The sequence below is a fragment of the Halovenus salina genome (genome assembly GCF_026410925.1).
GTDB classification, from domain to species: Archaea; Halobacteriota; Halobacteria; order Halobacteriales; family Haloarculaceae; genus Halovenus; species Halovenus salina.
Genome location: NZ_CP112972.1, coordinates 1,346,339 through 1,368,730, shown reverse-complemented (window position 1 = coordinate 1,368,730; position 22,392 = coordinate 1,346,339). Strand labels below are relative to the sequence as shown.

General features: G+C 59.1%; 24 protein-coding genes and 2 tRNA genes. 14 read left to right on the top strand and 12 right to left on the bottom strand.

Going from position 1 to position 22,392, the window contains the following annotated elements:
• The first annotated feature begins 635 nt into the window (after nt 1-635).
• Complete coding sequence (locus OSC37_RS06955; protein ID WP_267163867.1) at nt 636-2,318, top strand: hypothetical protein; 1,683 nt, start codon at nt 636-638, stop codon at nt 2,316-2,318.
• A gap of 45 nt (nt 2,319-2,363) precedes the next feature.
• Here the strand turns inward: OSC37_RS06955 and OSC37_RS06950 are convergent, their stop codons facing one another.
• The gene (locus OSC37_RS06950; RefSeq protein WP_267163866.1) at nt 2,364-2,867 is read right to left on the bottom strand and encodes a DUF7311 family protein; all 504 of its coding nucleotides are present in this window, start codon (nt 2,865-2,867) and stop codon (nt 2,364-2,366) included.
• A gap of 74 nt (nt 2,868-2,941) precedes the next feature.
• Here OSC37_RS06950 and OSC37_RS06945 point away from each other — a divergent pair, with 74 nt between their 5' ends.
• Both OSC37_RS06945 and OSC37_RS06940 read left to right on the top strand, forming a co-directional pair.
• The gene (locus OSC37_RS06945; RefSeq protein WP_267163865.1) at nt 2,942-4,012 is read left to right on the top strand and encodes an ATP-binding protein; all 1,071 of its coding nucleotides are present in this window, start codon (nt 2,942-2,944) and stop codon (nt 4,010-4,012) included.
• 16 nt (nt 4,013-4,028) lie between these two features.
• Complete coding sequence (locus tag OSC37_RS06940; protein WP_267163864.1) at nt 4,029-4,586, top strand: DUF420 domain-containing protein; 558 nt, start codon at nt 4,029-4,031, stop codon at nt 4,584-4,586.
• Here the strand turns inward: OSC37_RS06940 and OSC37_RS06935 are convergent.
• From OSC37_RS06935 to OSC37_RS06920, 4 genes are all read right to left on the bottom strand, one after another.
• Nucleotides 4,583-4,993, bottom strand: coding sequence for a DUF7978 family protein (locus tag OSC37_RS06935; RefSeq protein ID WP_267163863.1), 411 nt, complete (start codon nt 4,991-4,993; stop codon nt 4,583-4,585). The genes OSC37_RS06940 and OSC37_RS06935 overlap by 4 nt on opposite strands.
• Nucleotides 4,994-6,505: 1,512 nt before the next feature.
• Nucleotides 6,506-7,528: a tyrosine-type recombinase/integrase gene (locus tag OSC37_RS06930; protein ID WP_267163862.1), complete on the bottom strand. Its 1,023-nt coding sequence runs from the start codon at nt 7,526-7,528 to the stop codon at nt 6,506-6,508.
• Nucleotides 7,525-8,034, bottom strand: coding sequence for a hypothetical protein (locus tag OSC37_RS06925; RefSeq protein ID WP_267163861.1), 510 nt, complete (start codon nt 8,032-8,034; stop codon nt 7,525-7,527). Before OSC37_RS06925 ends, OSC37_RS06930 begins: the two co-directional genes overlap by 4 nt.
• Before the next feature lie 42 nt (nt 8,035-8,076).
• Nucleotides 8,077-8,391 (bottom strand): zinc ribbon domain-containing protein, encoded by a 315-nt coding sequence (locus OSC37_RS06920; protein WP_267163860.1) that lies wholly within the window; start codon nt 8,389-8,391, stop codon nt 8,077-8,079.
• Nucleotides 8,392-8,534: 143 nt separating this feature from the next.
• On the opposite strand from OSC37_RS06920, the gene OSC37_RS06915 reads away from it, so the two are divergent.
• The 5 genes from OSC37_RS06915 to OSC37_RS06895 all read left to right on the top strand — a co-directional run bounded on the left by OSC37_RS06915 (nt 8,535) and on the right by OSC37_RS06895 (nt 11,712).
• Nucleotides 8,535-8,963 carry a 30S ribosomal protein S12 gene (locus OSC37_RS06915; protein ID WP_092698248.1) on the top strand — a complete coding sequence of 143 codons (429 nt, stop codon included), beginning with the start codon at nt 8,535-8,537 and terminating at the stop codon, nt 8,961-8,963.
• Between the two features lie 2 nt (nt 8,964-8,965).
• Nucleotides 8,966-9,571, top strand: a complete 606-nt coding sequence (locus OSC37_RS06910; RefSeq protein ID WP_267163859.1) for a 30S ribosomal protein S7 — start codon at nt 8,966-8,968, stop codon at nt 9,569-9,571.
• Between the two features lie 105 nt (nt 9,572-9,676).
• On the top strand, nt 9,677-10,270 hold the full coding sequence (locus OSC37_RS06905) for a biotin transporter BioY (protein WP_267163858.1): 594 nt from the start codon (nt 9,677-9,679) through the stop codon (nt 10,268-10,270).
• 3 nt (nt 10,271-10,273) lie between these two features.
• Nucleotides 10,274-10,984 carry an energy-coupling factor ABC transporter ATP-binding protein gene (locus OSC37_RS06900; RefSeq protein WP_267163857.1) on the top strand — a complete coding sequence of 237 codons (711 nt, stop codon included), beginning with the start codon at nt 10,274-10,276 and terminating at the stop codon, nt 10,982-10,984.
• On the top strand, nt 10,981-11,712 hold the full coding sequence (locus OSC37_RS06895; protein WP_267163856.1) for an energy-coupling factor transporter transmembrane component T family protein: 732 nt from the start codon (nt 10,981-10,983) through the stop codon (nt 11,710-11,712). Before OSC37_RS06900 ends, OSC37_RS06895 begins: the two co-directional genes overlap by 4 nt.
• A 6-nt stretch (nt 11,713-11,718) precedes the next feature.
• Here the strand turns inward: OSC37_RS06895 and OSC37_RS06890 are convergent, their stop codons facing one another.
• Nucleotides 11,719-12,273: a DUF1684 domain-containing protein gene (locus tag OSC37_RS06890; protein WP_267163855.1), complete on the bottom strand. Its 555-nt coding sequence runs from the start codon at nt 12,271-12,273 to the stop codon at nt 11,719-11,721.
• 67 nt (nt 12,274-12,340) lie between these two features.
• Nucleotides 12,341-12,826: a peroxiredoxin family protein gene (locus OSC37_RS06885; RefSeq protein ID WP_267163854.1), complete on the bottom strand. Its 486-nt coding sequence runs from the start codon at nt 12,824-12,826 to the stop codon at nt 12,341-12,343.
• A gap of 84 nt (nt 12,827-12,910) precedes the next feature.
• Between OSC37_RS06885 and OSC37_RS06880 the strand changes: the two genes are divergently transcribed.
• Both OSC37_RS06880 and OSC37_RS06875 read left to right on the top strand, forming a co-directional pair.
• Entirely contained in the window at nt 12,911-13,606 is a 696-nt protein-coding gene (locus OSC37_RS06880; protein WP_267163853.1) for a hypothetical protein, read from the top strand.
• A gap of 66 nt (nt 13,607-13,672) precedes the next feature.
• Nucleotides 13,673-14,374: a DUF547 domain-containing protein gene (locus OSC37_RS06875; protein WP_267163852.1), complete on the top strand. Its 702-nt coding sequence runs from the start codon at nt 13,673-13,675 to the stop codon at nt 14,372-14,374.
• On the opposite strand, the gene OSC37_RS06870 is transcribed toward OSC37_RS06875, so the two are convergent.
• Together OSC37_RS06870 and thiC are read right to left on the bottom strand one after the other, a co-directional pair.
• Nucleotides 14,371-15,270: a prenyltransferase gene (locus tag OSC37_RS06870; RefSeq protein ID WP_267163851.1), complete on the bottom strand. Its 900-nt coding sequence runs from the start codon at nt 15,268-15,270 to the stop codon at nt 14,371-14,373. The genes OSC37_RS06875 and OSC37_RS06870 overlap by 4 nt on opposite strands.
• 176 nt (nt 15,271-15,446) lie before the next feature.
• Nucleotides 15,447-16,889 (bottom strand): phosphomethylpyrimidine synthase ThiC, encoded by a 1,443-nt coding sequence (thiC, locus tag OSC37_RS06865; protein WP_267163850.1) that lies wholly within the window; start codon nt 16,887-16,889, stop codon nt 15,447-15,449.
• Nucleotides 16,890-17,057: 168 nt separating this feature from the next.
• On the opposite strand from thiC, the gene OSC37_RS06860 reads away from it, so the two are divergent.
• Complete coding sequence (locus OSC37_RS06860; protein ID WP_267163849.1) at nt 17,058-18,533, top strand: alpha/beta hydrolase; 1,476 nt, start codon at nt 17,058-17,060, stop codon at nt 18,531-18,533.
• Nucleotides 18,534-18,602: 69 nt separating this feature from the next.
• Nucleotides 18,603-18,687, top strand: a tRNA-Ser gene (locus tag OSC37_RS06855).
• Between the two features lie 130 nt (nt 18,688-18,817).
• Here the strand turns inward: OSC37_RS06855 and OSC37_RS06850 are convergent.
• The 3 genes from OSC37_RS06850 to OSC37_RS06840 are packed head-to-tail and all read right to left on the bottom strand — an operon-like array spanning nt 18,818 to nt 20,620.
• On the bottom strand, nt 18,818-19,519 hold the full coding sequence (locus OSC37_RS06850; RefSeq protein ID WP_267163848.1) for a hypothetical protein: 702 nt from the start codon (nt 19,517-19,519) through the stop codon (nt 18,818-18,820).
• A gap of 54 nt (nt 19,520-19,573) precedes the next feature.
• Entirely contained in the window at nt 19,574-20,026 is a 453-nt protein-coding gene (locus OSC37_RS06845; protein WP_267163847.1) for a pyridoxamine 5'-phosphate oxidase family protein, read from the bottom strand.
• Between the two features lie 45 nt (nt 20,027-20,071).
• Nucleotides 20,072-20,620 carry a GMP synthase subunit A gene (locus OSC37_RS06840; RefSeq protein WP_267163846.1) on the bottom strand — a complete coding sequence of 183 codons (549 nt, stop codon included), beginning with the start codon at nt 20,618-20,620 and terminating at the stop codon, nt 20,072-20,074.
• 646 nt (nt 20,621-21,266) lie between these two features.
• Here OSC37_RS06840 and OSC37_RS06835 point away from each other — a divergent pair.
• Both OSC37_RS06835 and OSC37_RS06830 read left to right on the top strand, forming a co-directional pair.
• Nucleotides 21,267-21,343, top strand: a tRNA-Cys gene (locus OSC37_RS06835).
• A gap of 205 nt (nt 21,344-21,548) precedes the next feature.
• A complete protein-coding gene (locus tag OSC37_RS06830) occupies nt 21,549-22,382 on the top strand; it encodes an IS5 family transposase (RefSeq protein WP_267162661.1) in 834 nt (277 codons plus the stop codon).
• Nucleotides 22,383-22,392 lie beyond the last annotated feature (10 nt).

Here is a 22,392-nt window from a genome sequence, read left to right as displayed (position 1 = left end):
AAATCTACGCTACCAACCGACGGCGGTGTTCAGATAAGCGCCAATCGGCGAGCCAGTTTCTGCCGGCCAATTTAGTGAATCCTGGTGGACTGAAAGGGCGAAGCGCTCTCGACGAACCCCGACGACGTAAGCCGCGAGGCGGCACTGCCGCCTCGGCCCGTCCGAACGGCGCGTTGCGCCGTGAGGAGACACTGCAGGCCGCTTGCGGCCGAAGTCGTTCGAAAATCAAAGATTTTCGTGATGACGAAAGAGCTCCGCTCTTTCGAACCACGCGCAGCGAGCCGCGGGAGTTGAGAGCCCCGAGGGCTTTCTTGTCTTCCGACTTTCTGCAGCCTCTTATCTGAACAGTACCCAACCGACAGTGACACCCACAACAACCGTCTTGAGCAAGCGAACGCACACCAACGTACCTTTTCACCGTTCTTCGCTGGGTCCGTGTGACGTGCGTGTCGACAGGTGTTGTTCTCGTTCCTCGATGTGGCGTGCTCGACCTACTCTACAGGCCGAGGGGGCCAAGCGCATCGAATCCGGTGAAGAACATCAATTCTATAATACTTCGACTGAACAGGAATGGCCCTCGCTCTCAGCCACCCTCCCCGCGAAATAGATAAGTGTTGATTAACCTAATAGTATACATGCACGTTCGGTACATGGGGACAATTGTCAGTGCGGTCTGTATCGTTGCCGTCATGTTTACTGTCGGTGACAACTCAGGACTATTTTTTGCCGGTGCGTTCGCTTCCGGCATTGTCGCAGGGGTCGTGGCACTGGCGGCCGGACAAGGGCCTAACGATACCAGGCAGTCGCTGAACTTAGCCTTGTCCACGTTTGCCGGGATAATCGGGACGTTCGTCGTGTACGCGGCAGTTGCCTACCCGACAGGGGCGGCAAGCGACGAGTTTGGGCTCGATATCCTGGTTGTGTTTGTCATCTTGGGTGTCACTGGTGGGTTAGGTAGTCTCGTTTCCGGAGCGGTGATTCGACCAGTAATCCCGTCGACGCTCCCGTGGGCTGTTCCATCAGTGGGTCCTCGTAATTTCCTCGAGTCTTCGTCTGCGAGTGTGTCGGGGTCATCGGCCGCAACATCAACGGAAGGCCAGTCCAGAACCCGTGAAGAGATTTATCATGAGGACGTCCCGGAGTTTCTCCAAGATATGAAACCAGACCCTCACGAGGTTTTCGCAAAGCGGGTGAAGGGCGACCTGCCGGACTCGTTTCTCTCTTCACATGCGAAGCGCATTACGTGTAATTACCGACCGATTGTCGACGAGAACGTGAGGTTCTGGACACGCGACACCTGGGACGCGTCCTCAGAGAAGTCAGTAACCATGACTGAAGCCGACCTCAAAGAGGACGGGTACATCCTCCAGCCTGAAGAGTTTGACCGGGCCGAGGCACTCTCAAAGTACGACTCGCGCAAGCTGCTATTCGTCAATAATACCGGTATAATCGAGTGTAGGCAGTGTTCTGGTACAGGAAAGTACTGTAGATCGTGTGACGGTGAGGGTCGTCATAGATGTTCGAATCGCTGTGACAGCGGGGTACTGAGGGAACGCTGTGGGTGTAAAAACGGAACAGTACGCAAGCCCTGTCAGAGGGGTGGACACGGAGTCGGAGAGGTGTGTGATGCATGTGGCGGCACAGGAGAGGTGAAAGTATCGTGTCAGGCGTGTGGTGGGACTGGAGAAAAGACGATTGGGCCCTGTCCAAACTGTACTGAGGATGCCAGCGCTCGCGATGGCTACCGTACGTGTGAGATCTGTCGCGGCGGGGGCAATAGAGGCGCTGCACCAGAGTGTGATACATGTGACGGCCACGGAGAGAGACTCGAACTCGATGTCACCGTGGAAAAGTACGAAGAAGTAGTGTACGATGATACGCACTCTCCCGCCGGCGAAACTCCTGATGTGGACACGTGGATCGCGACAGATAGTGTCGAGGTACGTGGCATGCTTGACTTCAAGCAGTATCGAGATGCCGGGCGGTTTCTGGACTACGATTCCGATGACACCGACATAGACACCGTTGTCGAGAAAGCACGAGCACAGCACAACAGCAACCTCACTTTCGAGAAGCTAACCGGGACAGGCGACCGTAAACTGACCCACCCTGATGATATTGTGGGCGATACAGAGGTTCTTGCCACGGACTACGAAATGCGGTTTGCGCACTGCTTTTATTTCCATTATATGCTGGACAATAGGGTCGTTGCACCCAGCGATGAACTTAGATGTAATGTCGTCAACCCGCCAGAGACGGAGCCTCCCGGCCTCTGGCCGCTGACGTTTCGCGACGGGGCTCTCCGTTTAGTTGAGTGACGTCGACGGGTCTGGTTCACTCCCTTCTGTGACAGTCCAGTTGCTCTACGACGTACCGGGACGGTTCTGTCCCGTCGCCGCCGACACCTCGTGACTGTTTCCGAACCGCATCTGCACCGTGGGGTTGCCGGGATCGGTGACTAGTTCGAGTACGACGGTTTGTGAGCCGGTTCGTCCGCTCACGTCGAGCGTTCTCGCTCCATCGACGGCGTTTACGAGCGCCACGTCCAGAATCCGCGTCGTCGCCGGCCGACCGCCGAGTTGATACCGCACGACGGTCCGGTTGCCGACAGGCTCGAAGACAAGCGTCTCGACGCCAACAGTGGCGAATCCTGCCGTCGGCAGGCGAACGTCAAGCACGCGCCGTGGCGGCGGGCCGGCCGGTGTGGGGTCGTCGTGTTCCAGCAGTGAGGCCGCCGCACGCTCGATAGCCGACAGCTCCCCATTGAGTTGTGTCTCGGCACGGACCGCCGACACCCTCTCGACTGCGACAAAGCCGACGCCGAGCAGTGCTGTCGCCAACAGTACCGCGACCACGTACCGAATCATACGAGAGAGTGCCCGGTTATCGCCCCTAAATCCGCGGCCGGGGATTCATATACCAGCGGGTGGCCAGCGCCGTCATGGGCTTTGTCATCGGCAGAACAGACAACGGAACGCAGCGACCGACAGGGCATCTAGGGGAGTACAGAGCGCTCGATGGGAGCGCGGGGGCGACGCTGTCGCTCGACCTCGATACACCCCACGCGATGCTCGTCGTTGGAAAACGCGGCTACGGCAAATCCTACACACTCGGCGTCATCGCTGAGGAACTCGCCCGTGCGACAGGTGTCGCGCCAGTCGTCATCGACCCGATGGGCGTCTTCGAGACGCTCGCTGACACTGCCGCTGAGGAGCCAGTCCCGGCGGATGTCGTGAGAAGACCGACTGTTCCACCGAACGCGCTCGACCCGAAATCGTGGTGTTCGCTGCTCGACCTCACACCAGAGAGCGGTCCGGGCAGTCTCCTCTGGCAGGCCACACAGAAGCGGGAGACGATAGCGGCGATGCAGGCGGAAATCGCCGAGACGAACGCTCCAGAGAGAGCTATTCGCAGCGCACGAAACCACCTCGACCTCGCCGATTCCTGGGGCATCTTCGATGCCAACGGACTGGACGTAGCCACACTCACCAGTGGTGGCGTCACCGTCCTCGACGTTTCGGGACTCGATACTGCGCCGATGAACGCCGTCTGTCGGGGCGTCGCACAGTTGCTCTATCGTGCCCGCGTCGCTGACGCGACCGACCGTCTCCCATGGTTGCTCGTCGACGAAGCACACGCCTTCTTCGATGGAGGGGCCGAGAGCGCACTGGAGCTGTTGCTCACGCGGGGCCGTGCACCCGGTGTCAGCCTGGTGACGGCGACACAGCGTCCGAGTGCGATTCCAGCAGTCGGTATCTCCCAGTCTGATATCCTCGTTTCACATCGGCTCACAGCGGCCGACGATCTTGCCGCACTCGAAACCGTACAGCCAACCTATCTCGACGGCGAGTTCACAGACAAACTCCCGACGGAGCCAGGCGCGGTCCTCGTCGTCGACGACGCTACCGAGACGGTCCACGCGGCTCGCATCCGGTCCAGGGCAACACCGCACGGTGGTGAGAGTCCACGTGCCAGCGAGCTGGCCGCCGATGCGCAACTGATAGAAGAGTAGAGGCCAAGCACCAGGTATGCAAGCGTACGCTCGTGAGCACGTCGGCGGACTGACTGCGGTGTTATCGGCAGTCTCGTTGGCGCTCGTCTTCGGGGCTGTCCTGGGTTACATTCCTGAATCAGTGCTGGTGCGAGTCGACCCGCTCGTTGAGGTTATCCCACACCTCAACGTCGTCATCAGTGTACTCGCTATCGGGACGATTCTCCGTGGTGTCCGAGCGATTCGCCGCCGTGATATCGAGACACACCGGGCGTCGATGCTCGCCAGTGCCGGCCTGTTCGCGCTCTTTCTCGTCCTGTACCTCTACCGTATCTCGCTCGAAGGGCCAAGCGAGTTCGGTGGGCCAGACGCGGTGTACCAGTACCTCTACCTCCCGATGCTGGCGATTCATATCCTCTTTGCTATCATCGCAGTCCCGGTCGTCTACTACGTCCTCTTGCTCGCCACGACACGGCCGATCTCTGCGCTCCCAGAGACGCCACACGCCCGTGTTGGACGCGTGGCTGCGACGCTCTGGCTCACCTCCTTTGCGCTCGGCATCTGTATCTGGCTCATGCTGCACGTCCTATTTTAGTCAGCACGCCAGCGCGCGAGCCCGAACGCACACAGCCCACCAATTCCACCAAACACGAGCGGGTAGGCAACACCGGCGACCAGAACCGTGCGGGCAAAATCGGGGGCGATTTCGACGAGCGTCGTTCCGAAGACAGTCACCTCGAACGAGGAGACGACGGTGATAGTTACGATACACGGCAGATAGCCGAGTGTGACTGTCGTCCCAGCGAGCAGCGCGTCGAACCAGCTGCTGTACACGCCACGGGATGTCACGAATAGCCCTGCACCCGCGAGCAACAACGGCGGAAGGATCTGCAACCCTGAGGCCGCCGGAAGCAGCGTGTCGGCGTACTCGCTTGCCACCCCACTGCCGAACAGGTCGCCGGCAGTTGCGGAGACGGCAACGTGGTGGTTTTCGAGAAACACATCAAATAGGTATTAACAATGCAAACATAGGAATGCGAAGGGCCGGTTGGAACATTAATTCACATCCACATACGCATATTTACGTAAGTCGGTGCGTGAAATAATCAGTGTGGAGCTTAGATTTACCCACATCTTGCAATGAGTGGCGTATGTGCCATCTGTGTGCTGTTTATTTTCTTTCCGAGGGGTGAGTATCATCTTGTTGCTTGAATCAATTCTAAGATGACTCACAGACCTCTGAGAGTAAACGGGATTGTTGCTTAACCTCTGATTTTCAGATTGCTGAGGAATAGTAAAACGGGGAGTATGGAACATTCTTAGAAGTGTTAAAAACACTCCTAATCAGTTTAGAACCATCGAGAGAGAGAGAGAGAGAGAGAAGCAACCGCCGACTCTATGCTCTGAAACGCCGACTCACCCGTTTACTGTTTATACTGTGTTATCCTTGTGACCGAACGTAGTGAGGGAACGATAACCCTGCGAAAAGAGAGAGGGAAAGGAAAGGGGACTATAGGGGATAGGATAGGAGAGTAGAGTTTGACAGCGCGTGTCTTTGAGACGAGAGGAAAGGAAAGGGGACTACAGGGGAGAGGAAAGAGAGAAAAAACATCGGCAGTGCGGGCGGTATCGAAAGCCCGAACGGGTGGTACAGAGAGCCCCAGAACGTGAAGGTAAGTGGGAATCAAAACGTGTAAAAATATTGGTTTCCTAACGTGTTTAATTTGATATTTCTGCTGAGACAATCACATTCTGACAATACTGGCGGCGTTAAGATGGTATTTGATTGTGTGAGATCTTTGTTCGATAACTATACCATACGACCGGAAACGCGAGTGTGGTTACAATAAACAATCCATTCATGACTTGAGATGACATAAAATTTTGAACGCTCTGCTTACTAAAGACAGTAAGACTAAAACCGCCGCCAATGCCTAATGCGTATATACATTCTACAAATAGCTTTTCGCCCTGTAGATACGGAGATTTAAGATCAAGGTATAAAAATAAAGATAGACTCAGACACACTGCAGAGAAAACATAAAATACAATCGTATAAGGGCCAGTAGACAATCCAATCAGTAGGAAACATGCAAGGAATGACCCAACCACTGAAGCAACTAATAACGAGAATTTGTGTAATGTAGATGGCTTGGGAACAGAATCAGTTTGTTCTTCGGTGCGAATATTGACATAATAGAATAAAACTCCAAAAAGCGATATTGTACCTGTGAGCAGAAACCAAGGAGTAGAGTACTTATTTCTTTCGTGAGCATCAAAGCCTACATAAATAGCGATTAATATCCACACGAACGTGATGATTATTAGTCCGTTCACACTCGTTTAATCACCGTAGGGATTTTAATACTACCGGAAACTCACATAATTTTAATTTTATTTTCGCTACTATTGTATTAAATAATTGGCATTAATCGTTTGGCGGCACTTGCGGTGCGTAATGCCGCCTACTGCAAGAAGTACGTGGAAGGGGTATCTCGTGGTTTTCACCCTGGATTAGGAGGAAGGAATTGACTCTGAACCAGCCCCGGATTTCCGAACTGCGTCTTTGAGATCGTCGTCGGCAAACTTTAGATACCGTTCTGTCGTGTCAATCTTTGCGTGGCCCATGAGCATTTGTAACCGTCGGGTGTCCATTCCGTTTTTGACGGATTGAACTGCGAAGCTGTGTCGGAGGATGTGTGCGGTTATCTTCACCTGCTCTTGACCCGATGCATCTGTGTAAAGAACGGATTGTATCCCAGCGGATTCGGCGGCTTTCCGTACAATTTGTCCGATTTGTGCCGGTTTGATTTTGTCAGTCTTGAACGTCGGAAACAGGTATTCGCTTCCTGCTGTCGAGAGTGATTTCCGTTCGACATTCACCCACCGGGTCATGAGGGAATCCAGTGATGGCTGATAGTACACAGTGCGGTTCAAGTGGGTCTTCTCGGCATGGACTTTGATAGCACGTTCATCGGTATTTACGTCTTCTAAACGTGTTTCTGACAGTTCTCCACGCCGAAGGCCAGTCTGGTAGAGTAGTCTGATAATCAGTTCGTTTCGTAGTGTGGGTGATGGGGCATTTTCATACAACTTCTTAATATCTTGCGGCCCTAAGTAGTCTAATTCTTTAGATTCCTGTTGTTTTCTCGGCTTTGCTTTCAAAGTCTGCCAGTCAGAAACATCGAGGTTTTCTGTCGGATTCTCGAAGTCGGGAATACCGTAGCCACCTTCCCGTTTCATTTCTTCCAGTTCGTCATACAGGATAGAGATATGCCACCGCCGATTTTGGACAGTTCCGCCGGCCAGACCGCTCTGTAACTGTTGCCGAAGGAACACCTGCAGATCACCGGTTGTACCTTCCCAAAGTTTCTTAGAGGAACGTTCTCGGCTGTTGTGGTCGAAGTCTTTTAAACCGGGTTCTGCTAACCACTCGGCCCAGACTTTTGCTGTGTGGGCGTAGGAACGGGCAGAACTATCTGCCTTCTTGGTTTCCTGCCTGCGACGAAACTCTGTGAGTAGGGTATCCGTGTTCATTCCTCTGCCTTCCAGTAGTAGCCGTTGAAGGACCGGACCATTCCAAGCCCGTTAGCCATATCTTCGAGTGTGTCTGATACGTCACTGGTATCAGCTCCGATACGGCCTGCAACTTCACGGGGTTTCTGTCCGACGCTTCCCGGTTCGGGTTCGTTAGGACCCGGGGAATATGTTCCGGGGGCGGTGGGCAAGACTTCAAGCAGAACTTGTCTTAGATTGTACATTTCTTCCGATTCATGTTCTCGATTGAAGGCTTCAACTTCTTCTTGAATCTCTCCTGTGACTTTCTCAAGCCGATTAAGCGATTGTAGCATTTCGCTGTTCTCGTTAGTTCCTGTGTCGGCCTGTGCGGTGCGTGGGGCCGTCTCTGTATCTGTTATCTCCCGTTGAACAGAAAGCCGTATCAGGTGGCTAAGACTGTCATACTCTGGGCCTTCGGCGGCATCTTCCCATTCCTCTTTGACCGACTCATCAATCCGAAAGGCGACGGTGGTTTTCTCTGCCATCTACCAGATACGTCTTACGGTGGCTCCTTAGTGTTTACGCTGTTAATACTCAATAATTGTGTTTTCGAGAAACTCCCAGCTCAACACCTTGTACCACTCGGGAAGGAACTCGGCGATCCCCACGCCAAGAGGGCCGTTCTCGCCGAACAGATTCTCGACGGTTTCGCGGCTCTCTTCGGCGTTTGAGCCGACCGCCGTCGCGACGAACCCAAGCACGAACGCAACCGCGCCGGCGGCGACACCGGCAGCAACATCCGGCACAGCCAGGACCCGGCCAGTGACAACCGTTTCGCCGCAGTTAGGACACCGCTTTGTGCCTGCCGCGGTTTCCGTGCCACAGGCCGGACAGTCAGCCATAGTGTCGCTTACAGCGCCCACCGTGAAGAGAACACCGCCGGTCTAGTAGCCAGTGATACTAGACAACACAGGCGTTGTGTGGCGACGAGGTAGCAGGCCAAAAGAGGAGTCTTAAGTACCTCCATCCAGTATCCTCTCGCACTATGGCAAACGGCAAGTACGCCGCGCGCAAGCTGAAGAAGGACCGCCAGAAACACCGGTGGTCCGACTCGGATTACGCGCGACGTGAGCGGGGTCTTCGGGAGAAGGCAGATCCGCTCGAAGGCGCACCGCAGGCACGTGGTATCGTCCTCGAAAAGATCGGTATCGAGGCTAAACAGCCCAACTCCGCAATCCGGAAATGCGTCGGTGTCCAGCTCATCAAAAACGGGAAGCAGGTCACCGCCTTCTGTCCCGGTGACGGCGCTATCTCGTTCATCGACGAGCACGACGAGGTCACTATCGCCGGTATCGGCGGCGCGAAGGGTGGTGCGATGGGTGACATCGGCGGCGTCCGATACAAAGTTGAGAAGGTAAACGGCGTCTCGCTTATCGAACTCGTTCGTGGCAACGCGGAGAAACCTGTTCGCTAACCATGTCGACAGAACAACCAGACCCCGACGCCCCGGCTGACTCGGAGGACGCAAGCGCGAAGCTGTTCGGTCAGTGGGACACCGAGGAAATCGAGTTCCGCGATGTCTCCACGGAACGATACATCACGGTCACGCCTATCGCACACACGATGGGTCGTCACGCCGACAAGCAGTTCAAAAAGAGCCAGATCTCTATCGTCGAGCGGCTCATCAACCGGCTGATGCAGACCGACGAGAACACCGGCAAGAAACAGCTCACCACACAGCTCACGCGTGACGCGTTCGAGACCATCCACGACCGGACCGACGAGAACCCTGTCCAGATTCTCGTCCGCGCGGTCGAGAACGCGGCTCCTCGCGAGGAGACAGTCCGCCTGAAATACGGCGGCATCTCCGTCCCGAAGGCGGTCGACGTTGCACCCCAGCGCCGGGTCGACCAGGCGCTGAAGTTCCTCGCCGAGGGTGTTCACAGTGACTCCTTCAAGACCGAAACCGACGCGGCCGACGCCCTCGCACGTCAGCTGATGGGCGCGGCAAACGACGATGTCGACACGTACGCGGTCTCACAGAAAGAAGAGAAAGAGCGCGTCGCGGCGGCTGCCAGATAACTCGTCTCTACTTTTCTGTCGTCGGTTTTTCTGCTGGTTAGTGTCGTGTGTTCGTCCCTTGTGTAAACCACAGATGTTATCTTGGTTGACGAAACACAGACCAGTATGGCTGAGCAGTACGAGTCAGTCGAACTCGTGGGGGACAACACGGTCGAGTACTTCGCAATGGCGGTCGTTGTCGCGGCGTTGACCGCGGCGTTTGCCCAGTTTACGGTGCCGTATCCGTTCTCGCCGGCACCGTTTACGCTACAGACGGTCGGCGTCTATCTTGCGGGACTGCTCCTCGGGCCGGTCTGGGGCGGACTCGCGCTGTTGTTGTACGCGGTCGTCGGGGCTGCGGGCGCACCGGTCTTTGCTGGATTTGGGGCCGGATTCGGAATCATCACCGGCCCGACTGGTGGCTACATCCTCAGCTTCCCGGTCGCGGCGGCGGTCATCGGGGGGCTCGTCCACCGTCGAGTCGACCCGCGTCCGCTCGACGCTGTCTCGATTCCACTGCAGGTAGTCGGAATGCTCGTCGGCCTCGCAGTCATCTACGCTATCGGGTCAGTCTGGCTCGCTAGTGCGACCGACCAGTCGCTGGTCTCCGGTATCATCGAAGGCGGTGTCGTCTTCGTTCCGGGCGACGTGCTTAAGGCTGCTGCCGTCATCTCGCTGGTCACTGGCGGCCATCTCGCACGGCTTTCGTTTGTCGAGTGATCGATGATTCGCGTCGAGAACCTGACCGCGACGTACGGAGAGGTGATCGCGGTCGACGACATCTCTGTGAACATCGATGACGGCGGGTTCGTCCTCGTCGTCGGTGCGAACGGCAGCGGGAAGACGACATTCGTGCGCCATCTCAACGCCTTGCTCGAACCCGAGGAGGGCACCGTCGAGGTCGACGGTATCGACGTGACCGCGGACCCGATTGCTGCGCGGGCGAACATCGGGATGGTGTTCCAACAGCCCCGCGACCAGTTCGTCGCCGCGACGATTGGCGCTGACGTGGCCTTCGGTCCAGAGAACCTCGGCCTCGACCGCGAAGAGGTCGACCGCCGTGTCGAGTCGGCGCTACAGGCAGTCAACCTCGACGGCCGAGCGAACGACCGTATCGACGAGCTTTCCGGCGGCGAACAGGCCCGCGTCGCCATCGCGGGCGCGCTGGCGATGGAGCCTTCCTATCTCGTTTTGGACGAACCCTTCACCGGGCTCGATCAGCCTGCCCGGGAGTCGGTGCTCGACCAACTCGACGCACTCCAGGCCGACGGGACCGGAATACTCGTCGTCACGCACGACCTCAGAGACCTCCACAGTCGGGCCGACCGTCTGCTCGGCATGCACGACGGGCGAATCGTCGTCGACGGCCCGCCCCGTGAGGTGGCCGAGGAGTTGCCGGGTATCGACGTTCGGGTCGTCGAGGGCCTCCGATGATAACCTACGAGCACGGCACAACGCTGTTTCACCGTCTCGACCCACGCTCGAAGCTCGCCGCGCAGTTTGGCTTCGCGTTTGCTGCCGTCACGACGACGGAACCACCCCTGCTGGTCGCGCTCACGCTGGTCGCTCTTGGGGCGCTCGCGCTCGCACAGCTCTCCGTGATTCGCGTTCTCCGGACGTACTGGTTCGTGCTGGTGCTTCTGGCGCTCGCGCCGCTGTTTGCGAGTCTCACGTTCGGTCCGCCGTGGCTCGCCCTCGAACACGTCCCGCCGTCGCTGCTGGCGGGCTATCAGATCGTCCTCGTGTTGTTCGTCTCTGCGGTCTACGTCAAGACGACGCCGGTCCGGGAGACACGCGCCGCAATCCAGCGACACGTTCCCGGCAAGACCGGACAGCTACTCGGGGTCGGAGTGGGTCTCGTGTTTCGGTTCTTTCCGGTCGTGCTCGGTGATCTCCGGCGGTCGCGGCTCGCACTCCGTGCCCGCGGCGGGGACGCGCTGTCGACCCGCAAGCGGATACAGCGCCTCTCGCTGCTCACCGTCGAGCAGGCGTTCTCGCGGGGCGAACGGCTGGCCCTCGCGCTCCGTGCCCGGTGTTTCTCGTGGAATCCGACCCTGCCGGCGCTCTCCTTTCGCGCGCTTGACTACCCCTTCGTCGCCGTCGGTATCGTTCTCTCCTGCTGGGGACTGCTCCAGGTGCTGGGTGTCTCGGCTCCGGTCTGAAGACGGTTACAGCGACGGCTTCTGCTCGCCGGCCGGAACGACTACGTCGAGCCAGTTCTCCTCGGGCGGAAGCGGGCAGGCGAAGGTCTCGCTGTAGGCACAGAACGGCGAGTACGCAAGGTTGAAGTCGATTTCGACGGTGTCGCCGTCGACGACATCGCGCTCCGGCTCGAGTTCGAGGTATCGGCCGTCCTTGTAGGTCTGTTGCCCAGTCGTCTTGTCCCGAAACGGGATGAAAATCGCATCCTCGGGCTGTTGGCGGTAGCCCGCGAGCGTGTGTTCCTCGCCGCGCAACTCGAACGCGAACTCGAAGACGCGGTTGTACCGGACCTCTCGCCCGTCAGAGGTATCGAGCGTGAGTACCTCGGGGTCCTCGAAGCGTGTCACGTCTGCTTCGACCCGGTAGGTCGCATCTGGTTCGAAGTATTCGAGTCCCGCGAAGTCGTCGCGATTCTCGGGCGGAATCGGCGACTGGCGGTGGGTGTCGAAGAACTCGTCTTTCTCGGCGCGTTTCTCTCGTAGCGTTCGGGCGTACTCGCTATCGGCACTCGAATCGTCCATACAGAATGGTCGGCATCGAGGCGTATGAGCGTGACGTTGCGACCATCTCGTCGGTTGTACCCGCTAATTATCGTTGCTCGTCGATGGCGTCGAAGACCTCTTCAAGCTCTGGGCGGTCCCACGTCGAGGACCCCTCGTGGGTGTAGCAGATTGTCGGGTCACCGTCCCGGCAGTCGAGGAGGACTGCCTTGGGCATCCGACCCAGCAGGTCGCTGAACCGACCAAGCGGGCCGAAGCGGACGGGCTGGTCGTACTCTTCGCCGGCCGCCGCTTCAGGGTCGGCACAGAGCGGGTACGGCAGGTCGTACTCCTCTTGCCAGGAGCGGACGCGCTCGCGTGGCTCCGGGACGATAGAGACGACTTCGGTGTTGCGCTCGTGGAACTCGTCGTACCAGTCGGCGAACACCTGGACCTGTTTGCGACAGTTGCCACAGTGATAATCGCGCTGGAGCAACAACAACACGAACTCGTTGTCGGCTGCGAGTGCGGACAGTGACAGCGGGTCCGGTCCGGGGCCGACGTTTGGAAGCTTGAACGATGGAGCGACTGCCATGGTCGATATACGGGACGGAGCCTGAAAAGCTGTGCCGGCCTGTTCACGAGCAAAGCCCAAGTGTCGTCGGTCCAACGCCCGGATGTGACACGCGAGGCAGTCGTCGAGGGGTTCGAGTACTTCCTCGAGGATGCAATCGACGCGACGATGGACGAGTTCAGCGTCTCACGGGCCCTCAGAAGTGGTGCTCGTGGGCCGACGGGACTTGCCGTCGACCGGCTGTTGAGTAACGCCGGCGCACTCCAGCGTCGTGTCGTCGAACCGGAACTGAACGCGTACCGTCGGCAGACACTCGACCAGTTCGAAATCGTGCTCGACTACATCGAAGACGACGCAGGTGTGGAGGCCTACCGGAATGAGATTCTGTCAGTCGGTGCAGTCGCCGACTCTATCCGCTCGGACATCTCCCCGGAGCGTCGCCGCGAGGTTGAGGACAGTCTGCTCGCACGTCACCGCGACCTCGGCGAGGCCGTCGAGCCGCTGGTGCGCTCGCCCGCGTCTGACTTCTGGACCGCCGCGGTGACCGAACTGGAGCGTGACGAGGCCGAGACGCTGGTCAACGAACACTTTCCCTTCACTGCGCCGTTGCGCGAGCATCGTGACGCCTTCGAGATGGTGGCTGGCTTCGACGCGACGACCGTGCTCGGCAGCGTGCCACGCTTTCTGCCGGACCCCTCCTTCGAGGTGGAGTACACCGACGAGGCGATACGCGCGATGTACCGAGCAGAACAGTCGGTCGTGAACGCCGCAGAGCGCGATATCGAGGACCGGTTCGACTGACGACGGCTGTGTGTGGGCGGTCCATTCCGGAAAACCCTGATATGCGGGCTGCCCGTACTCCTGACTGTGACCACCGACCCAGTCGCCCTCTCCGCGAAGTTCCTGCGGTCGATTCGGTACGACGAGCCGACCGACGAGTACGAGAGGAAACTCGCCAACTGTGAGAATACAGAGCTGGCAGCCCGACTCGACACCGACGGCACTCGCCTCGCCTTCTGGTGTAATCTCTACAACGCCGCAACCCAGCAACTCCTCGACAGCCACCGCGAGGACTACGAGAACCGCCGGACCTTCTTTTCCCTTCCAGCGCTGACGGTCGCAGGCGAGACGTTGAGTCTCGACGATATCGAACACGACATCCTCAGACGCTCCTACAGCAAGCTCACCTTCGGCTATATTCGCAGCCCATTCCGTAGCGGCTTCGCAGAGAGACACGAACTCGACGAACGAGACCCCCGAGTCCACTTCGCGCTCAACTGCGGTGCCGAGAGCTGTCCGCCGATTGCGGCCTACACCCGCGATGAGGTCGACGACCAGCTCGACCTGACGACAGCCGGCTATCTCGACCAGGCTGTCACGTACGACGCTGAGGCGAACACCGTCGAGGTGCCCCGATTGATGCGGTGGTTCCGGGGCGATTTCAGAGCGACTGGCGGACGTATCTCGTTCTTGCGCCGCTTCGACCAGATTCCAGACGACGTCACACCGGATATCGTCTACGACGAGTGGGATTGGTCGTTCGCGCCAGCGAACTTCGCCGAGAACTAGTATATCGTCCAGAGCCAGCCAAACAGCTGTAACGCCGCGAGCGTAACCATTGCGGCGACAGTCGGCAACGGGACGCGTCGCCGCGTGTACCCACCGGCAGCCCAGACGACTAGCGGCGCAACGGGCAAACTCGCAAGGACCACCGGCCGCGGCAGAACCGGCGGCGAGGGAACCACATACAGCCCCACCAGCGAGATACCGGCAACAATAGCAATTCCTATGTAGGCAATACGGAGACGACGACGCGACCACCTGACTGCAAGCGTCCGTTTGCCGACGGCGGCGTCGGCCGCTCTGTCGGGCCACTGGGTCGCAAAAAGGTTCAACAGGACGACCAGCGCGAACGGGAGCGAGGCCAGCGCGACTGTCCCGAGCGGACCGCCGACGACCGCGGCCCCGTAGACAGGCAGTATCAGTCCGCCGAGGGCCGCGTTCGTCACCTCTCCGAGGCCACGCCAGGCGAGTTTCAGCGGGCGAACCGAGTACTGCCAGCCGGCGGCGACGATGACGAGCAAGAGTCGGCCTGCCTGTGTCGACAGCCAGCCACTCGTCCAGAGGACGAGTGCACTCCCCAGACCAACCCCGAGCGACAGCAGGCCAGCAATCAGGGGAACAGATCGGCTGAGACCGGTTTCGGCGAGCGCCCCGCTACCACCCGAGAACGGTGTTCGGTCGGTCTGTGCGTCGGTTTCGACGTCGGCAAACTCGTTGGCGTAGTGGACGCTCGCCGAACAGCACAGCAATGGAAACAGGCCGACGAAGACCGTCGACCCGGCCGGTGTGACACCGTTGGCGGCCGCGATTACCACACCGAGGAGGTAGACGCCCGCAATCAGGAGCAACTGCGAGGGTCGACTGGTCTGGAAGACGACGTACGCGACCGTTCTGACGCCCATCATTCCTCTGTTATCGTCGACTGGTTTATGTGGCGGGTCTCCGTGCGCTGTCGCGACACAACCCTCATCGTAATTATTGCGAGTCGTTACGGCCATAGTTTCGTTTATCGCTTGTGTTGGGCCGTGAAACGAGTGAGTTACAGAAGCAGCTCTGAAAACCACCGCAATAATCACTATCAGTCGTCGTCTGCGTGAACGTGCTCGCCGAGGTCGACGTAGTCGGAGGTCTCGGGGACATCAGCCTCTTCGTGTGTCCCGACTGGGGGGATATTCGTCTCCGCGGCCGGCGAGCCGTCGAGGTCGGTCTCGTCGTCGAGTTCGGCCATCTCGCCGGCGTCTCGCGCGTCCTGGTCGATGCGCATCGAGCAGAACTCGACACCACACATCGAGCAGAAGCGGGCCTCTTTGTAGTTGTCTCCGGGCAGCGTCTGGTCGTGGTACTCCTGTGCCCGCTCGGGGTCGAGCGCGAGGTCGAACTGACGCCGCCAGTCGAAGTTGTACCTGGCCTCCGAGAGAGCGTCGTCCCAGTCACGCGCTCCAGGGCGGCCTTGACCGACATCTGCGGCGTGGGCCGCGATGCGGTACGACGCGAGCCCGTCGCGCACGTCCTCGCGTTCCGGAAGGCCAAGGTGCTCTTTTGGTGTCACGTAACAGAGCATCGCCGCGCCGGCCTGTGCCGCCATCGCCGCGCCGATTGCCGAGGTGATATGATCGTACCCCGGCGCGACATCCGTGACCAGCGGACCGAGCACGTAGAAAGGTGCCCCGTCACAGACCTCCTGCTGGCGTTCTACTTGTTCGGCGACCATATCCATGGGGACGTGACCCGGCCCTTCGACCATCACCTGGACGCCGTAATCCCAGCCAACCTGGGTCAGTTCCCCCAGCGTGTCAAGCTCGGCGTACTGGGCCTCGTCGCCGGCGTCGGCGATACTGCCCGGACGGAGGCTATCTCCGAGGCTGAAGGTCACGTCGTGCTCTGCGAAGATGTCACAGATTTCCTCGAACTTCGTGTACAGCGGGTTCTGCATACCGCGCTCCTCCATCCACTGGGCCATAATCGAGCCGCCACGCGAGACGATACCGGTCTTCCGGCCGTCGGTTTTGGGGAGGTGTTCCATCAGGATACCCGCGTGAATCGTCATGTAGTCGACGCCCTGCTCGGCCTGCTTCTCGATGACATCGAGGAGCAGTTCGTGGCTCAGGTCAGCCACGTCGTCGACCTGTCTGCGGGCCTCATAGAGCGGAACTGTCCCGACCGGGACCGGCGAGTGTTCGATGTTTGCCGCCCGAATCTTGTCGAGGTCACCGCCGCCCGTCGAGAGGTCCATCACCGTGTCCGCGCCGTAGTGAACTGCTGTGTGCAGTTTCTCCATTTCCTCTTCGAGGTCGCTGGTCGTCTCGCTTGCGCCGATGTTTGCGTTGACCTTCGTTGAGAACTCCCGGCCGATGATCATCGCATCGAGTGCGTCGTGGTGATGATTCGCCGGAATTACCGCCTTTCCGTCCGCGACCTGCTCGCAAACGAACTCCGGGTCGACGTTCTCGCGCTCGGCGACCCGCTCCATGGCCGGCGTTACCGTTCCCTCTCGTGCGTGCTGTAGCTGTGTCTTCGCCATGAAAACTAAGTTGTACAACTAAATAATAATACTTTCCATCGCCGAGACAGGCCCGTACTTGGCCCCCAGAAGAACGTAACGACAGGTCGTAGTAGACTACATTTATCATCTTTTACAGTATCGCTGTACTCATTTGGTATAAGTAGCTGTATTCCCATTGATATGTTTATGGGTGGCAGACGGACCAAACACGACAACGATGGCTCAGACCGCCGGCCTCGCTCACGGCGACAGTTCCTCCAGGCTGTTGCAGTCGCCTCAACACCGTTCATTGCGGGATGTTCCGGAGGCGAGGATGACGAGTCACAGTCACCGACGGCGATACCAGAACAGACGACCACAGCGACGCCGACGGATTCACCGACCACAACGGAGACTGTGACAGGGCCTGACCCCGAGCGTCTCGAACAGCAAGCAATCCGGTTCCTTGAGCGACTCGCCAACGGTAACTTTGAGGCTGGCTACGAACTGTTCGCTCCCCCGGCGAAAGAGTCGGTCACGGTCTCGACGCTAGAACAAGAGTGGTCGGCAGTCGTCGCCGAATCTGGCGAGTACATCGAGGTAGTCGAGGCGGCGTACGAGGGAGACACCCAGAATGCCCAGCAGATCGTCGTCGAGGTCCGGTTTTCCGAGAAACAACAGCGATTCGATGTGCTCGCGAACGCCGAGGGTATCCTCTCGTTTCTCCTGTCAGGGGGAGCCGAATACGGGTGGCAACAGCCGTCCTACGCCGACCGCGCGGCATTCTCTGACCAATCGGTTACACTCACTGCGACCGAATCCTGTGACCTGGGGGGGACACTTTCGATTCCGGATGGCAGCGAGGAGTGCCCTGGAGTCGTCATCGTCCACGGGAGCGGACCGAACGATCGGGACGGAACACTCGGTCCCAGCAAGCCGTACAAAGAACTCGCATGGGGACTGGCAAGCAAAGGCGTCGGTGTCTTGCGCTACGACAAGCGCACTGCGGCGTGCTCTGGCGACGGAACCGACATCACCATCGACGGTGTTGTCACCGACGACGCACTGACCGCGCTCGACAAGCTCCGCAACCACGACAGAATCGCCGCCGACGAGGTTTTCGTCGCCGGACACAGCCTCGGTGGGAAGATGGTTCCGCGAATCGCAACACGCGACGATACTCTGGCTGGTGCTATCATGCTGGCGGCCCCTGCACGCGGCCGGGCAGACATCATTGTCGACCAGGTCGAATATCTTCTCTCGCTCGAAGAGGATCTTTCCGACACGGAGCGACAGCAACAGCTCGAAACGATTCGACAGCAGGCAGAGAAAATTCGGACGCTCGATATCGCCGACGACGAACTTGTCCGCGGCGCTGGCAGACCGTTCTGGCGAACGCTCCAGGAGTACGACCAGACGGCGACAGCCGCCGCGCTCAATCTCCCGCTGTTGCTCGCACAGGGACGGCGAGACTACCAGGTGACCGTCGAGGACGAACTCTCGGTTTGGCGGGAGGTGCTGTCGGAGAACTCGAACGCGTCGTTCGAGGTGTACGACAACCTCAATCACCTCTTCGAACAGAGCGAGGGAGAGATGTCGCCAGACGAGTATTACAGGCCTGACAGTCCCGTGGCCGAAACCGTCATCGACGACCTCGCTGCGTTCGTCGAGAAACACGCCTGACCGGTCGAACTCCCACCCCGCAGGGTAAATCGAAACGAATAAACACACCACAACGGTATTCAGAGGTGAGCCGAGGTAGCCTAGCCCGGCCAAGGCGCCTGCTTCGAGAGCAGGTCTCCGTAAGGACTCATGAGTTCAAATCTCATCCTCGGCGTTTTCCACGAGCAAATCCGCGAGTAGAAATGCTGCCAGAGATTTGAACCACGTCCAGACGGTCGCTTGCGCTGCGTCTGGTCTCGTTCAAATCTCACCCTCGGCGCTTTTGTCTTCAAAGCTTCGGATAGTTATCCAAGGGCTGCCAGCATACTTCGGATACTCTCGGGACCGTGTTCGAGAAACGCCCGCGGGAACGAGGATGGCCCTGTATCGAGCGCACGCTCCAGTGCAGCCGCTGGTTTCTCGGTGACGGGTTCGCCGTGGCCGACGAGTACGCGGTCGGGTTCGAGACCGCGAAGCTGGTCTGGCGGTCGGAGACGACACAGCGTAACCAGCCCGAGCCGTTCGTCGTGGATGCAGTTCTGGTCGGTGGTCCCGAGTGAGTCAGGGGTGACGAGGGTATCAGAGGGAGTGTGATAGAGGAAGACTTCCTGCCAGCCCGGGAATGGGCGGCAGGACAGCGTACGGAATCCCGTGTTTGTTCCGGGCGCGAGCGCGTACCGCTCGACCGGCCCGTCGACGCGCTCGGCGACGCGTCCCATCCACTCGGGGATGTGAACAGCGACATCGTGGCGACGGGCAAACGCTCCAGCATCGCGGGCGTGATAACACGAGAGGACGGCGACGCCGGCAACCTCGCCAAGCTCGTTGAGGTGGTCGTCGATACCTGGTGCGTCGAGCGGGTCGAGCACCCAGACACCTTCATCGGTCCGGACCGCGTGACTCGCGCGCTGGCCACCCTCCGTTGGGCGTGCAATCCACGAGAACGCGTCGTCCCACCGGCCGACGATTTCAGCTTCGTCGGCGGCGGTGCGGTCGTATATCGCCATATCCGGCAGTGCGTTTCGCCCCCGGATATAACCCACGGCCGCGTTTCTCGGCTGTTACTGGTTCCGACTAGGCGCAAACGACTGGTCTCGTGCCACCACAGTGTCGGGCGTGAACTCGATGAACGACCAGCGCTCGCCGTCCAGCTCCGCGAATCGCGGGTCCCACTCTGCTGGCTCCTCGCCCAGGTACCGCCGGAGGAGACGGAAGACCCGGTTGTCGGTCAGCGACGACACCGTCGCGTGGCCCCGCATCCCGACATGTTCGACCCGACCGGTCGTCACGTCGAAGTCGACGATTGCGACCGCGGTCTCGGAGTTACGTTCGACTCGCTTCATATACGATTTACCAACCGTGTCGCCGATAATCCAGACTCGTTCGTCCTCCCAGAGATACCACAGCGGCGAGATGCGTGGCTCGCCGTCGGCGACCTGCCCGAGAAAGCAGAACAGCGGCCGGTCGAGGAAGCTATCCAGCGCGGTATCGAGCGTGTTCTCGACGACCTCCATACGTTGCCCGAGAACAGGCGCGAGGAAAAGTCCTGTCGGTCGGGCTCACTCACAGAGCGTGAGGAAGTTCTCGAAGACCTCTTCGCCGCGCTCGGTGTGGGCGACTTCGGGGTGCCACTGGACGCCGTAGAGGTCACGGTCGGTGTCGCTCATCGCCTCAACGCCACAGACGTCACTCGTTGCCGTCCGCTCGAACCCTTCAGGGACCTCTTTGACCTCGTCTGCGTGGCTCGCCCAGACGCGGGTGTCGGGAGCGAGTGAGCCGACGAGTGGGTCGTCGTCGTCGGTTATTTCGACGGTCACGTCGGCGTAGCCGCCGTAATCGCCCGAGCCAACCGTCCCATCGAGTTTGTCGGCGATGATTTGCATGCCGAGACAGATGCCAAACACGGGGATATCGAGGTCCAGATACTCGGGGCAGTTGCCGATGCGGTCGATGTCCGGGCCGCCCGAAAGGACGAGTCCGTCGGCGTCGACCGCTGCTGGTGGCGTCTCGTTGTCGATGATGTCGACGTCGACGCCCATGTCACGGAGCGCACGCTGTTCGAGGTGCGTGAACTGCCCGTGGTTGTCGATAACGTCGATGCGTGTCATTGGGTCGAGATAGTCGGCCGGGGATTAAATGTTGTCCGTTCCGAAGCCGGCCGTTCACCACAACGTGCTATCGGCAACTCGTTGGCGTCGGTTGCTCGTACCGTCTGCCGTGACGGTCGTTTCGTTCTTTGCGGGCGATGCGAATTGTCTGGATTCGTGCACTTTCTATCATAACGACGAGCGTCGGAATCGAACCGACCGGGACCGAGACTCGTCAGCGGGGGAACGCGGCGGCTACGTGCTGTCTCGCTGGAGGACGATTGGCAGTGACTCGACTGCCGACTCACAGCTGTGGCGACAGGAGAGATGGCCCGCGTTCACCGGCCCAGTGGGGTACTCCGCGTCTGGACGCTGGTTATTCGGGCAGGGGCCGGGGTCTACTGACGGCCGATCGGTGCCGTGTCACCGACACCGATCACCGCCATGCCGAAGGCAGCCGACGCACAATTGCTGGCTCCGCCGCTGATGGCGGCGTGCCGGCGTTGTGCGTTGGTAGTCAGCATAGCGGTGTCACCTCAGTTGAGCTATCTCTTTCTGTGTGGAGTGGTATATTAGTCTTGCCGCGGGTGTGCTAACAGAGAACATACTTTAGACAGTCAAGTGACTCCGATGGGCTTAAGCAATCCAGCAAAGAAGCTATATCTGCGCCAGGGTGGCAGAGTCCGGCCCAACGCATCCGCCTGCAGAGCGGAACCCCCGCCGGTTCAAATCCGGCCCCTGGCTTCTTTTGGAAGCAACGGCGAGCATAGATAGCCGTCGATTTGAACGCTGGAAGATGAGCCAATATTATCATTTAAATTTTTCCGAATACTTCACCACCCTGTACTGGTTCCAGCATAATTCTGTATTCGGCTCTGGTGAATCACTAGACAGCAGCGGAACGAACCGTCAGAACTAGGGAAGTGAAGCGGGAAAGTCCGATTGATCCATGTCGAAAATCTCCCGCTTCACTCAGAGAGTGGTGACGTTAGCAAAAAATGCTGTTGGTGGCCGAGGCGAAGCTGCCGCCCCCGAAGGGGGTGGCGGCTTCGCCGATTACGCCGTCGTTTCCCTGCACTGTCTCCGGATTTACTTGGCAAAATCCTACCGCGACGCACTTGATTTGCTGAGCGAGATGCCACAAATTTTGGCCGAGATAGGGCTCGAACCGGACGAGTTGCCTGATCATTCGACGTTAGTGAAGTGGTTTGATAGAATCACGATGGCAGTCTGGCGAGTGCTCCTGCGCTGCTCCGCGCAGGAGCACGAGCCATCGGGACACGCTGCCATCGATTCGACGTATTTCGACCGCGAGAGCGCCTGCAAACACTACTGCCGCCGTACCAACTACCGTGTCCAGACGCTCAAAACAACCGCACTCGTGGACACAGATTCTCAAGCAATCCTCGATGTCCACTGCACAACCGGGAAACGCCACGACACGCAGATCGGCTGGCAGGTCGCCCTGCGCAACGCGGGCGACCTGCACAGCCTTGCCGCTGACAAGGGCTATGACTGGCAGGAGTTACGCGACAAATTGCGCGAAGAAGGCGTGAGACCACTGATCAAACATCGTGAGTTCTCTCCCATCGACCACGCACACAACGCGCGGATTGATTCGGCTGATTACGGTCAGCGATCACTCTCTGAAACAGTGTTCTCCTCGATCAAACGCACGCTCGGCCACGCCGTGCGTGCCCGAGCGTGGTACCGCGAGTTCCGCGAGATTGCCGCAATGTGTCTCGTCTACAACATCAAACGAAGCTTTACCCACCCAAATTAGGCCACGTATG